The organism is Paenirhodobacter huangdaonensis (genome assembly GCF_004022465.1).
GTDB classification, from domain to species: domain Bacteria; phylum Pseudomonadota; class Alphaproteobacteria; order Rhodobacterales; family Rhodobacteraceae; genus Rhodobacter; species Rhodobacter huangdaonensis.
This window is the reverse complement of record NZ_SAVA01000001.1, coordinates 536,247-549,075: the sequence shown is the minus strand read 5'-3', so window position 1 is coordinate 549,075 and position 12,829 is coordinate 536,247. Positions and strand designations below refer to the sequence as shown.

Below are 12,829 nucleotides of genomic sequence, written 5' to 3'. Positions count from 1 at the left end.
TTTCCTCCCCCGAAAACCCGGCGCCTTTCTGGTTGGTGGCCCGGCCCGGGGGTGCGTGCCCCGGACCGGACGGATCTTGCGGTTATTGCGCCTTCACGGCGTTCCAGGCGTTGGTGTAGGCCTCGAAACGGTCGCCGAGCGGCTGCCAGACCATCAGGCTGTCGAGATAGGCCGGGTCGTCCTGGTGCAGCGAGGTGTACTGTTCGGGCGTCATGCAGGCCTTGGCCGAGACCGGATCGGACACCGAATAGCCGTTGATGTTGGCGACACCGCACTGACCGAGCGGCGAGAGCTGCATGTTCAGGAACTTGTAGGCGCATTCCTTGTTCGGCGTGCCCTTGACCACCATCCAGCTGTCCATCCAGCCCTCGGCGCCTTCCTTCGGGATGAACTCGGTCACCTTGATGCCCTCGGCCTTCAGCAGCCCCGACTGATAGCCCGCCCAGGTGTTCGAGATCACCACTTCGCCGGCCTTGTAGAGGTCGACGAGCTCGCCCGCGGTGGCCCAGTACTTGCGGATCAGCGGTTTCTGTTCGAGCAGCTTCTTCTGCGCGGCGGCGATCTGCGCGTCGGTCAGGTTGTAGATGTCCATGTCGCCGTTCAGACGCGCCGCGACATAGATCGAGGACTTGTCGTCCCACAGCGACACCTTGCCCTTCAGCGCGGGGTTCCACAGATCGGCAATCGAGGTCGGCGGGGTGGTGAAGGCATCGTCGCGATACATGAAGGCGATCGCGCCCCAGACATAGGGCATGCCGTAATAGGCGCCGTCCTTCTGGATCCCGTCGAGGTCGCGGAATTTCTTGTAGATGTTGTTCCACTCGCCGATCTTCGCGGTGTCGATCGGCTCGACGAAGTCGAGGTCGATCATCAGCTTGGTGGTGTCGATCGAGGGGGTGATGAGGTCATAGACGCCACCGCCCGACATCAGCTTCGGCGCGAAGTCGTCGTTCGAGCCGACATAGGTCGCGTTCACCTTGCAGCCCGACTCTTCTTCGAACTTCGAGATGAAGGAGGGGTCGGCATAGCCTTCCCAGGTCAGCACGTTGAGCGTGCCTTCGGCAAGCGCCGGGGCGGCGGTGGTCAGGGCGAGGGCGCCAAGCGCACCGAGCAGGATCTTCCGGGTCATTTCGTGTCTCCACTGTTGGTTGAACGGCCGTTCACGGCTCTTTTCGGGTCTTTCGCGAGATGGTGCCGATATCGACACCCAGAGCGGCAGCGGCCTTGCGCTTGCTGCCGTGGATACGGATCGCCTCTTCGATGATCCGCAATTCGTATTCCGCGAGCGCTTCGCGCAGCGGCAGGCCCTCGGGCCGGTCTTCCGCCCCGGCGACGGTCGGTGCCGTCGCCGGGGCCCGGACAGGCCCGGCATCGAGGTCGATGGCCATCAATCGCCGCGGCAGCTCGTCGACATCGTCGCCGAGCACCGAGATCTGCTGCATCAGGTTCCACAGCTCGCGGATGTTGCCGGGATACTGATAGGCGCGCAGCCGCGCGCGCAGGTCCTCGCTGAGGTCGAGCGGCTGCGAGCGGCGCTGGTTGATCGCGGTGAGAAAGCGCTCGATCAGGTGATCGAGCAGCTCGGGCACCTCGCGCAGCGGCTTGATCGGCATGTTCACCACCGCCAGCCGGTAATAGAGGTCGAGGCGGAAGCGGCGCTCTTCGGCCATGGCGAGCAGGTCGCGGTTGGTGGCCGAGATCACCCGCACGCTGACCCGCCGCGGCCGGGTGCCGCCGATCCGCATCACCATCCCGTCCTCGAGGAAGGTCAGCAGCTTGGCCTGCAGCGGCAGGGGGATCTCGCCGATCTCGTCGAGGAAGAGCGTGCCGCCCTCGGCCATCTCAATCAGGCCCTTCTTGCCCTCGGTGGAGGCGCCGGTGAAGGCGCCTTTCTCGTAGCCGAAGAGTTCGCTTTCGAACAGCGTCTCGGGGATCGCGGCGCAGTTGACCGCGATGAACGGGTCGGTGGCGTTCGACACGAAGCCGTGCAGGTGGCGCGCGATCTCGGTCTTGCCGACGCCCGACTCGCCGGTGATGATCACCCGCGCGCCCTGCAAAAGCGCCCGCTCGCCGCGCGACATCATCCGGTCGAGCCAGGGCGAAAGATGGCGCTGGCGGGCGAAGTCGGGGCGCAGCCGGCGCTCGGCGGTGGTCGGGAAGGGCGCGGCGTCGCGCTGGCCCGCGGCCTGACGGCGGGCGTGGTCGAGCACCGCCAGATCGCGCAGCGTCAGCACATGGCCGCCGGTCGCGATCCGGCGCAGGGTGACGAGCACCGCCCCCACCGTGTCGCCGCGCAGCATCACCGAGCCGGTGCGGCCGGCCTCGATCATCTCCTCGACCGGCAGCCAGTTCAGTGCCGAGCCGGCGCCGAGGCGGGCGAGCGTCTGGCCGGGCGCCGCGGCGGCGTCGAGCCCGCCGATCATCGCCGCCTCGCGGTTCAGGTGGGTGACGGTGCCCGCAGCGTCGAGCACGATCAGCCCGTCGGGCAGCGCGTCGAGCGCGGTCTCGAGCGCGGGGCGCTGCGGCGGGGTGGTGTGGCTGGTCACGGCTTCACCTCCCATCGCTCAGCGCTCCGCCCGGAAGCGGGCGATGCGCCCGGCGGGGGCGCCCGCGAGCGCCGGGCCGCGCTTCAGCCGCAGGCTGAGGACCAGACACTCGGTCTCGCGCAGGCGCAGCGGCCGGGCCTGCATCTCGGCCCGCACCCCGGTTTCCGAGCGCAGCGCCGTCACCGTCCAGGTCCGGTCGGGATGGCCCGGAAGCCGCCCCGCCGCGGCCTCGAACAGCGTCTCGAGCGGCAAGGGCAGCGCGATGCAATCGCCCAGCTCGCGCGTCGCATAGGCGTCGGTTGCGAGCGACAGCAGCTCTTCGGCGGCGAGGTTCGTGCGCAGCAGATGCCCGGCGCGGTCGATCACCAGCACCGCATCGGGCAGCGCCGTCAGCACCGCCTCGAGCGCCTCGATCTCGTCGCGCAGCACCGCGGCGCGGCGGGCGTGTTTCGAGACGTCGCGCACCGTGCCCCACATCCGGGTCAGCCGGTTGCCGTGGATATGGCCGCGTACGTCGTTCTCGACCTCGATCCAGACCCCGTCATAGCGCAGATCGCGCGAGGGCGAGGCGGTGACATCGAAACTTGCCCGCACCAGCCGGCGGACGAAATCCTCGTTTTCCGGCGTGCGCGGGAAGGTCTCGTGCACCGGCAGCTCGTTGAAGTCGCGCCCGGGCGGGGTGCGGTAGAGCCGTGCCATCGCGTCGTTGCAAAAGCGCCAGCGCGGGCCGTTCTCGAAGACCTGACGGATCGTCTCCTGCTCGGGCGCGGAGAGGTCGACGGGTTCGGCCCATTCCATGCACCAGCCGGCATCGTCCGAGGTGGCGAGGATCGAGGCGATCACCTCGTTCTCCTCGGCCAGCCGCTCGACGGCGTCGATCATGCCGCCGCGCGGCCATTTGAAGAGCCGCAGGCAGGGGCCCGCGACCGGGTCCTCGATGCGCTCGATCACCGCCGTCACCGGCAGCGTCGAGGCGCCTGCGCAGCGCAGTTCGAGCGCCAGCACCTGCGGCCAGGGGCCGGTGAGGGCAAAGAGCGTCTCCAGCCGCTCGCGCGCGGCAAGCGGGTAGATCAGCGACCACGGACGGCCTTCGGCCGCGCCCGGGGCAAGCCCGAGCGCGGCGTCCTGCGCGGCACTCGCGCGCAGGATCGTCCCGTCGCGCGCGAGCCAGTCTTCCAGCATCGAACCTTGCGGTTCCCGTGCTCCCATCAGGTGATCTCCCCCGGTCGGCACCGCGCGTCAGGGCACGCAGTGCAAGTAACGTTCCACATCCCAATTGGTGACCTCGCGCAGGAAGCGCGTCCACTCGTCCTGCTTGTATTCGTCGAAGACGTCGTAGAGCCGCCCCGGCAGTGCCGAGCGAATGACCTCGTCCTTTTCCAAAGCGGTCAGTGCATCGCGCAGATTGAGAGGGATGAGCTTGACCGGCTCGCCCGACTGCCAGACCTCGGTGACGTTACGCGATTCGGGGGCGCCCGGGTCGATCTTGTTGCGGATGCCGTCGTCCATCGCCTTCAGGAGTGCGCCGCAGAAGAGGTGCGGGTTGACCATGCTGTCGACGGCGCGGAACTCGAAGCGGTCGGGGGACGAGATGCGGATCGTGCAGGAGCGGTTCTGCAGCCCCCAGTTCGCCCCGATCGGCGCCCAGAGGCCGAAGTCGTTGAAGCGGCGGTAGGAGTTCACCGTCGAGGCGCCGAGGCAGGTGAGCGCGTCGATATGCTTGAGCGAGCCGCCGAGGATATGGTGGCCAAGTTCCGTCGGCAGCCAGCCGCCGTCGGTATTCTCGAACTCGTTCACCCCGCCCTTCGAGTAGTGCCACAGCTCTTCCATGCCCGGAAGCTCGCCCGGGATCAGCTGCTGCAGCTCGCGCGCGCCGCCGGTCCAGACCGAGCAGTTGTGGTGGCAGCCGTTCGCGGCATAGCCCATGAAGGGTTTCGCCATGAAACAGGCGATGAGCCCGTTCTGCCGCGCCACCTCGGCGCAGATCTGGCGATAGGTGGTCATCCGGTCGCAGGTCGGCAGCGCGTCGTCGAACTGATAGTTCAGCTCGATCTGGCCGGGCGCGTCCTCGCAGTCGCCCTGGATCATGTCGAGACCCATGGCGCGGGCGTAATCCGAGACCTGCATCCAGATGTTGCGGGCGCTCTCGAACTGGCCGATGTGATAGGCATAGGCCTCGGTGATGCCCTCGTAGGGGCGGACCTCGCCGTCCTTCGGCTTGAGCCAGAGCATCTCGGGCTCGAGGCCCACCCGCAGGGTGAGGCCGTTATGCGCCTCGCGGAACTCGCGGTCGAAGCGCTTGAGGTTGCCGCGGGTGTCGTATTCGTAATGCTGGCCCGGGAAGTTCGGGTCTTCGAGGCTGTAGTAGAGCGTGCAGAACACGCGCGCGACGCGCTTGTCCCAGGGCAGCTGGCAGAAGGTGTCGGGGTCGGGCAGCGCGATGCATTCCATCGCATTGCTGTCAAACCCGATCAGGTTGCCCTTGAAGTTCGGGGTGACATCGGCGACGCCGCCCATCCAGGTCTGCACGCCCTTGCGCGCCTGGGTCTCCCAGTGCCGCGCCGGGGCGGCCTTGCCCATCACCCGGCCGGTGATCGAGATATATTGGTAATAGATGTAATCGACGCCAAGCGCGTCGATCTTGCGGCGCACGCGCTCGACCAGCGCGGCACGGCCGGGCGCCTCGATCTCGCGGTGATAGTCGGTGTCGGTGGTGGTCATGGTCGTCTCCCTGTTGTTCTGACCACTCAGCCTTCGAGATAGCGGGCGCGTTCTTCGGCGCTGACCGCTTTCGCGAGGCTGGCGTATTCGGCGCGGCAGGCAGCCGCGAAATTCTGGCAGAAGGCCTGCCCGAAGATGCGCGCGGCATCGGGCGAGGCGGCGAGGCGGTCGGCTGCCTCGGCAAGGTCGCGCGGAAAGCGCTGGGCGCCTTCGGGCACGACATCGGGATGCGCGGCGGTGGCGGGGGCGGGGGTGGCAAGCTGCCGCTCGATCCCGTCGAGCCCCGCGCCCAGCATCAGCGCAAGCGTGAGATAGGGGTTGCAGTCGGCCGGCGGCACCCGGAACTCGAGCCGCGCACGGTCGCCCGCATGGGGCGCCGAGCGCACCGCAACGGTGAACGGGTATTCGGCCCAGGTCAGCGATTTCGGCGCCCAGCTGCCCGGTGCAAGGCGGCGATAGGCGTTCACCGTCGAGGTGCACATTGCGAAGGCCTGCGGCACGATCTGCATCATGCCGGCGATGAACGCGCCCGCCAGTGCCGAGGTCTTCGCCTCGGGGTCCGAGAACAGGTTCTTCCCGGTGGCCTTGTCGCGCAGCGAGACGGTGCAGTGCCCGCCGATGCCGGGGTAGTCCGCGCCGAGATAGGGCATGAAGCTCGCCGTCTTGCCCATCTTGCGGGCGAAGCTGCGCGCCGCCATGCGGAAGAAGGCGGCGTCATCGGCGGCGCGCAGCCCCTCGGTCGCGCCGAGCGTCGCCTCGAGGCATCCCGGCCCGAGCTCGACGCCGAGACCGTAAAGCGCGATGTCATGGCCGAGGATCTCGGCCTCCATGCCGGCGATGAACCCGGCATGGGTGTTGGCCGTGGCGCCCGACCAGCACTTGTTGTCGGGGGCGAATTTCGCAAGGCCGGTGAAGCCCTTCTCGCGCACCGAGCTGTCGGTTTCATCGAGCACGATGACCTCGAACTCGAAGGCCGCGTCGACGGTGAAGCCCATGGCGGCGGCGCGCGCGATCTGCCGGCGCAGCACCTCGCGCGGCATCAGTTCTTTCGCCGCGCCCGAGAGCTCGGCGATCACCGTGACGGCGCCGGGCTCGGACGGGTTGCGGCGCATCGAGCCCGGGTCGATCTCGACCGTCTCGGTGTAGAAGGCATCGCCGCCATAGAGGCTGTCGGCGCTGTCCCAATAGGCGAGGACATTGGCAAAGCGCGCGTCCGTCGCCCAGTCGAGGAATTGCGGGCGACGCAGCCGGCGTTCGCGGAACACCGAGGCATAGTCGAACTGGCCGACATGGACGATCTCGGCATTCAGGGCGTCAAGGGCGGCGGTCAGGGCGTGGGTCATCGGGGCCTCAGGCGGTAAGCGTTTCGGTCAGCGCCGCGTCAAGACGGGCGCGGGCCTTTGCGAGGGCGGCAGGGGGCGCGCCGAGGCCGAGCACGCCGACCGGCTCGCCCCCGCGCAGGTATTCGACGATCACCGGCGCGCGGCCGACAAGCGACAGCTCGCCTTCCAGAACGCGGCAGGCATCGGCGAGAGAGGGCGCGCCGAAGGCCTGCAGCCGCATCCCGTGCTGGTCCGACCAGAACGAGGGCATCGGTGCGAAGCGGGGTGCGGGCGCGGCGCCCGCGGCCTCGGCGGCAAGCGTCTCGCCCACCCGTTTCGCGGTCTGGCCGGGCACGCACCAATGCTCGGTGCGGCGCGCCTCGGGGCCGAAGAGCGGGTTGACGAAGCGCGCGACGTCGCCCACGGCCATCAGCCCCTCGGCGCCGGGGGCGATCATCCGGTCATCGACCAGCACGCCGTCGCCCAGATCGGCGCCCGATCCCGCAAGCCACTCGACATTCGGATGCGAGCCGAGCGCCTCGACGATCACCTCGGCCTCGAGCGCCTGACCGTCGTCGAGGATCACGCCCTCGTCCGAGAAGCCCGCGACCGAGCGGCCGGTGAGCAGCACGACGCCATGGGCGCGGTGCAGCGCCGCCATCGCTGCGGCGACGCGCGGGCCGAGGGCGCGCAGCATCGGTTGCGGCGAGGGCTCGACGATCGTCGCCTCGAGGCCGAGCTTGCGGCCGGTTGCGGCGATCTCGCAGCCGATGAAGCCGCCGCCGATCACCACCATCCGCGCGCCGGGGCGCAGGGCGGGCGCGAGGCGGATCAGGTCGTCGAAGCTGCGCAGCACATGGCGGCGGGCCTCGGCGCCCGGCAGGGGCAGGCGGCGCGGGCGCAGCCCGGTCGCCGCGATCACCCGCTCACCCGGCACCAGCGCGCCATCGGCGAGCCGCACGCCGCCCGCTTCAAGTGCCACCGCGCCGGCGCCGAGGCGCAGGCTCAGCACCTCGGGGGTCAGCTTCGAGCGCAGCAGCAGCTTGCCGAACACCGCCTCGCGCGCCGTGGTGTCGCGGGCGAGCGTCTCGGCCGCCTCCTTCGACAGCGGCGGGCGGTTGTAGGGGGCGAGCGGCTCGTCGCCGACAAGGGTGATCCGCGCCGCGGGCAGGGCGGCGTGAACCGCCTCTGCCGTGCGCAGGCCCGCAAGCGAGGCCCCGACGATGGTGATGCGCGGCGCGGTCATGGCGTCAACCGAGAAGGATCGCCTGCTCGGGGCAGGCATCGGCGGCGGCCTCGACATCGGCGCGCTGCGCCTCGTCCACTTCGGCGACCCAGACGAGCCCGCCCGCGTCGTCGAAGGAGAACACCTGAGGCGCGGCGATCACGCATTGGCCGTGCAGCAGGCAGATCGACATGTCGACATCAACTTTCATTTTCGCTTCCCTGTGTCTGATGGGGTCTGGGGGGCTCGGCTCAGGCCGGATCGAAGGCGATCGGCAGGGTGATGGCGCCGGTGTTGCCGCTGTCGGCGAGCCACTTCACCTCGCCGTTGAAGCGCGGGTTCTTCAGCCGCTGGGCGAGCAGCTTCAGCGCCTCGGTCATGTCGCCGCGGGCGATGAAATGGCCAAGGCAATGGTGTGCGCCGCCGCCAAAGCCGAAATGCGGCTTGCGCTCGGCGGTGATGTCGAAGCCCGGCTCGGGGAAGACCGCGGGGTCCGAGGTCGCCGATTGCGAGAACAGGTGGATCGTCGTGCCGGCCTTGATCGGCAGGTCGTTATAGGTGAAGTCCTCGGTCGCCTCGCGGGTGACCCAGGTCACCGTCGGGCGCACGCGCATCACCTCCTCGACCGCAGCGCGGGCCAGATCGGGCTGTTCGGCGAGCAGCGCCCATTGCTCGGGGTGCTCGATGAAGGTTGCCATCGCCAGACCGAGCTGGTTGCGGGTGGTGTCGATGCCGCCGAAGATCGCCAGCACGATCATGTCGAGCAGTTCCTGATCCGAGAGCTGCGACTTGTCGGCATTGGCCTGCACCAGCATGCCGACGAAATCGTCGGACGGATTGGCGCGCTTCAGCGCCACCAGATCTTCGGCATATTTCAGCAGCCGCGCGGTCGCCGCCTCGACCGTGGCGAGGTCCTGCTTGAAGGTCACGCCAAGCGCGAGGCCCATCTCGGCGGCGATGTCGGCCAGCTCGCGCCAGGTCTCGAAGGGCAGGCCGAGCAGGTCGCAGATGACGCCGGTGGCATAGGGTTCGGTGAATTCGGCGATGAAGTCGCATTCGCCCTTCGCGGCGAAGCCGTCGATCAGCTTGTCGGCGAGTGCCTGGAACTTCGGCCGCAGCTCGGTGATCAGCTTGGGCGAGAAGGCGGGGTTTGCCATCCGGCGCAGGCGCGAATGGGTCTCGCCTTCCTGCGACAGCAGCATCGCGCCCCACCAGCGGGCGAAGAGGCCGCCGTGCACGCCGCTCAGCTCGGGCCAGCGATAGGAGCCCTGGCGCAGTTTCGGATGGCGCAGCAACTTCATCACGTCGTCATAGCGCAGCACCGCGATGCCGTAGTTGGTGCGGGCATACCAGCTCGCCTCGCGGGCATCGAGAACCGCCTGCGAGCGGATCGAGAAGGTGGGGTCGGCAACGTCCAGATAGGGCGCTTCGGCGAGGGTTTCTTGCGTCATCGGCTCAGGCTCCGGTCAGGGGTGCGCGGTTCACCGAAGCATGATGCAAGAAGCGTTCCAGAATTTCAGATGGCGGAAATAAAATTGCATCTCATTGAAATTTATCGGAAAGAAATTTTCATCCGGGCGAGGGGCCGGGGGAGGCTTGCGGCCGCATCGGGCCGGCGGCTGCAGGCGATGCGTCGCTGCATCGCCGCAGCCGGCATCTGCGCATCACTTGCGTCTGCGCAAAGGGGGCGCGGGGGCACGAAAAAAATACGGGTCCGTCCGCATTTTGGCCAGATTCTAGATGAAGGAAGTCTTAAGATCTTTTGCCCATCACCAAGCCCGCCGGCCAAGCGCGGGCGCCAGAGCAGGACAGACACGATGACGAACCGCCCGAAGGCCGCCCTGCGCGGCCTGCTCCTTCTTGCCGCGCTTCTCGCGCCCGCCGTGGCCCGGGCCGAGATCGACTTGTCCGGGCGCTCGACGCTCGGCGTGGGGCGGTTCTTCAACAACGACTATCTGGGCGACGGCAAGGACCGCTGGCAGACCGGCAGCTACAACATCTCGGTGGTGCGCGGCGTGAGCTGGGACGGGGCGCTGCCCGCCCGCCCGTTCGAGATCATGGAATATCGCTTCGGCGCCTCGATCATCGCGCCCTCGGTGCTGAGCCATCCGCCGGCCGGCGATCGGCGCTATGCGGGCGTGCTGCATTTCGCCGCCAAGACCCAGTTCGAGCCGGCGCCGAAGCTTGAGGCGGGGCTCGGCTTCGGCCTCGTCGCCGTCGGCCCCTCGACCGGCGTCTCGCATTTCCACGAATCCGTGCACCGGATCTTCTCGGCGCCGACCCCGAAGGCGGCGAAGGATCAGCTCGGGGACCATCTTTATCCGGTGATCGACGGCGAGCTTGGCCGCAGCTTCTCCCTCGGCGGGCTCGACGCGCGGCCCTTCGTCGAGGCGCGGGCGGGCGACGAGACGCTGGTGCGCGCGGGCGTCGACCTTGCCTTCGGCATGCGCGAACAGGGCGCGCTGTGGCTGCGCGACGAGATCACCGGGCAGCGCTATGTCGGCATCTCGGGCCGGTCCGAGCCGCTGGTCCCGAGCTTCGTTCTGGGCGCCGATGTCGCCCATGTCTTCGACAGCAGCTATTTCCCCTCGGAGGACGGCGTCGATTTCGAGGGCACCCGCACCCGTTTGCGTGCAGGCGTCAGCCTGCGCTCCGGGACCTTCGGGCTGTTCTATGGCGTGACCTGGCTGTCGAAGGAATTCGAGGGCCAGCCCGAGGGGCAGGTGCTGGGCAGCCTGCGCGCGCGCGTCAACTTCTGACGCGGGCGGGTTGCCTGCGGCACGGTGCCACAATCGTTAACAAGGGGGATTCCCAAGCAGATTCCCCCATGTTAGCGTGGTCCCCAATCAAGGGCCCCAAGGCCCATAAAAACGAGCGCGGGACATACAGGCAATGAAAACGGGCTATCAGGGCACGTTTGTCATTTCATGGGCACAGACGGAGATCGACGGCGTGGCTGGCGCGCCGGCGTCCGCCTTGGCGATCGGCAGCTGCTGGCGCTGGGGCGGCGAGGCGGTCTGCGTCGATGGCCCGCGCGGGCTTTTGGTGCTGAGCGGCGCCGAGGGCGAGGCCGCGGTGCGGCTGCGCGCGGCGAAGATGGTGCGTCGGCTGCTGGGCGCGGCCCTCGAGGAGACACCGCTGCCCGAAGACCCGCTGCAGGCCGTGCTGCCCGAGCTTCCCGATCAGAGCTTCACCGTGACCGACGGCCATGCCGCCTGGGTGGTGACGCTGGTCGAGGTGGCGGCGGGCGGGGCGCGGCTGTTGATGTTCTCGGGCGGGGTGCCGCCGCGCGGGGCGGATCTGTGGATCGTCGAGGCGCGGCTCGATCTGCGGCCCGCACCGGTGCGGCTGCCGCCGCCCGGCGTGATCTGCTTCACCCCCGGCACGCTGATCGACACTCCGGGCGGGCCGCGCCCGGTCGAGGCGCTGCGTCCGGGCGAGCGGGTGCTGACCCGCGACGACGGCGCGCAGGAGCTGTTGTGGACCGGGTCGCGGCGGATGACCGGCGCGCGGCTGCATGCACTGCCGCAGCTTTGTCCGGTGCGGATCCGTGCCGGCGCTTTCGGCATCGGCCGGCCGACCGGCGATCTGATCGTTTCGCCGCAGCACCGGGTGCTGATCCGCGGCCCGCAGGCGCGGGCACTCTTCAACGAGGCCGAGGTGCTGGTGCGGGCCTGTGATCTGGTGAATGGCGGCTCGGTGCGGGTCGAGCGGGGGCTGGCCGGGCTGCGCTATATCCACCTGCTCTTTGCCCGCCACCAGGTGATCCGCGCGAATGGCATGGAGAGCGAGAGCTTCCATCCGGCGTCGACCACGCTCGAGATGGTGTCCGAACCGCAGCGGGCGGGGCTGTTGCGGATCCTGCCCGAGATCGCCACCGATCCGCTGCGCTATGGCGCCTTCGCACGGCGTGCGCTGAGCGGGTCCGAGGCGGTGATCCTGCGCCACGATCTGGCCGCCTGAGCGCAGGCTGGGCAGGGGGCGCTGCCCCCTCCGGCGCCCGAGGGCGCCGTCACCCCCGAGGTATTTCCGGCAAGGAGAAAGCCGGGAGAGGGGCAGGGCATTCGGGCATTGACTCCGGGCCGGCGGGCTGTATAAGCCCCGCCAGTCCGGATGGCCGCGGTCTTCCGGATTTCATTGGTGTTGGTGGACCCCGCGAGGGGAAACCTGTCGCCCGAGGCCTCGCGGATGGGGTCGAGGGAGGAGGACAACGCCCTTCGGAACACATGAAGGAGATCAGCCGTGACCAAACGCACGTCTGCCAAGTACAAAATCGACCGCCGCATGGGCGAGAACATCTGGGGCCGCGCCAAGTCGCCGCTGAACAAGCGCGAATACGGCCCGGGCCAGCACGGCCAGCGCCGCAAGGGCAAGCTGTCGGACTTCGGCACCCAGCTGCGCGCCAAGCAGAAGCTCAAGGGCTACTACGGCGACATGACCGAGAAGCAGTTCCGCCGCATCTACGCGGAAGCCGAGCGCGTCAAGGGCGACACCGGCGAGAACCTGATCGGCCTGCTCGAGCGCCGTCTCGACGCGATCGTCTATCGCGCCAAGTTCGTGCCGACCGTCTTCGCCGCCCGCCAGTTCGTCAACCACGGCCACGTCACCGTGAACGGCCAGCGCGTCAACATCGCCTCCTACCGGGTGAAGGAAGGCGACGTGATCGCGGTGCGCGACAAGTCGCGTCAGCTCGCGCTCGTCCTCGAGGCCGTGCAGTCGGCCGAGCGTGACGTTCCGGATTACCTGGAAGTCGACCACAACAAGATGACCGCGACCTTCGTGCGCACCCCGGCGCTGGGCGACGTGCCCTACCCGGTGCAGATGGAGCCGAACCTGGTCGTCGAATTCTACGCGAAGAACTGATCTCTCAGTCTTCGCCGATCTTGCGGGGCCGTCCTTCGGGGCGGCCCTTTGCCTTTTGCGCGCCCGTTGCGGCGCGGGCGGACGGGCTGCGACGCAAGTAGCCCTTCCCATGTGCGGCGCCCGCGGCTAATACGGCGGCGAGAGCAAGGAAC

General features: G+C 68.7%; 11 protein-coding genes. 3 read left to right on the top strand and 8 right to left on the bottom strand.

All coding sequences use genetic code 11. The features are described from left to right. Window positions 1–82 precede the first annotated feature (82 nt). The 8 genes from EOW66_RS02645 to EOW66_RS02610 are packed head-to-tail and all read right to left on the bottom strand — an operon-like array spanning window position 83 to window position 9,265. Window positions 83–1,129: an ABC transporter substrate-binding protein gene (locus EOW66_RS02645; protein WP_128154593.1), complete on the bottom strand. Its 1,047-nt coding sequence runs from the start codon at window positions 1,127–1,129 to the stop codon at window positions 83–85. A gap of 31 nt (window positions 1,130–1,160) precedes the next feature. Beyond that, a complete protein-coding gene (locus EOW66_RS02640) occupies window positions 1,161–2,546 on the bottom strand; it encodes a sigma-54 interaction domain-containing protein (protein WP_128154592.1) in 1,386 nt (461 codons plus the stop codon). A gap of 18 nt (window positions 2,547–2,564) precedes the next feature. Continuing rightward, the gene (locus tag EOW66_RS02635; protein WP_128154590.1) at window positions 2,565–3,755 is read right to left on the bottom strand and encodes a PAS domain-containing protein; all 1,191 of its coding nucleotides are present in this window, start codon (window positions 3,753–3,755) and stop codon (window positions 2,565–2,567) included. A 30-nt stretch (window positions 3,756–3,785) separates the two neighbouring features. Further along, entirely contained in the window at window positions 3,786–5,267 is a 1,482-nt protein-coding gene (locus tag EOW66_RS02630) for a glutamine synthetase family protein (RefSeq protein ID WP_128154589.1), read from the bottom strand. A 26-nt stretch (window positions 5,268–5,293) separates the two neighbouring features. Continuing rightward, complete coding sequence (locus EOW66_RS02625; RefSeq protein ID WP_128154587.1) at window positions 5,294–6,610, bottom strand: hypothetical protein; 1,317 nt, start codon at window positions 6,608–6,610, stop codon at window positions 5,294–5,296. 7 nt (window positions 6,611–6,617) lie between these two features. Continuing rightward, window positions 6,618–7,835 (bottom strand): NAD(P)/FAD-dependent oxidoreductase, encoded by a 1,218-nt coding sequence (locus EOW66_RS02620; RefSeq protein WP_128154586.1) that lies wholly within the window; start codon window positions 7,833–7,835, stop codon window positions 6,618–6,620. Window positions 7,836–7,839: 4 nt separating this feature from the next. Further along, window positions 7,840–8,025 carry a ferredoxin gene (locus EOW66_RS02615; RefSeq protein WP_128154585.1) on the bottom strand — a complete coding sequence of 62 codons (186 nt, stop codon included), beginning with the start codon at window positions 8,023–8,025 and terminating at the stop codon, window positions 7,840–7,842. Between the two features lie 40 nt (window positions 8,026–8,065). Further along, complete coding sequence (locus EOW66_RS02610; protein WP_128154583.1) at window positions 8,066–9,265, bottom strand: cytochrome P450; 1,200 nt, start codon at window positions 9,263–9,265, stop codon at window positions 8,066–8,068. A gap of 366 nt (window positions 9,266–9,631) precedes the next feature. Here EOW66_RS02610 and EOW66_RS02605 point away from each other — a divergent pair, with 366 nt between their 5' ends. The 3 genes from EOW66_RS02605 to rpsD all read left to right on the top strand — a co-directional run bounded on the left by EOW66_RS02605 (window position 9,632) and on the right by rpsD (window position 12,677). Beyond that, window positions 9,632–10,573 (top strand): lipid A-modifier LpxR family protein, encoded by a 942-nt coding sequence (locus tag EOW66_RS02605; RefSeq protein ID WP_164880999.1) that lies wholly within the window; start codon window positions 9,632–9,634, stop codon window positions 10,571–10,573. A gap of 193 nt (window positions 10,574–10,766) precedes the next feature. Further along, window positions 10,767–11,777, top strand: coding sequence for a Hint domain-containing protein (locus EOW66_RS02600; RefSeq protein WP_338054807.1), 1,011 nt, complete (start codon window positions 10,767–10,769; stop codon window positions 11,775–11,777). A gap of 279 nt (window positions 11,778–12,056) precedes the next feature. Continuing rightward, window positions 12,057–12,677 carry a 30S ribosomal protein S4 gene (rpsD, locus tag EOW66_RS02595; RefSeq protein ID WP_113899197.1) on the top strand — a complete coding sequence of 207 codons (621 nt, stop codon included), beginning with the start codon at window positions 12,057–12,059 and terminating at the stop codon, window positions 12,675–12,677. Window positions 12,678–12,829: the final 152 nt, after the last annotated feature.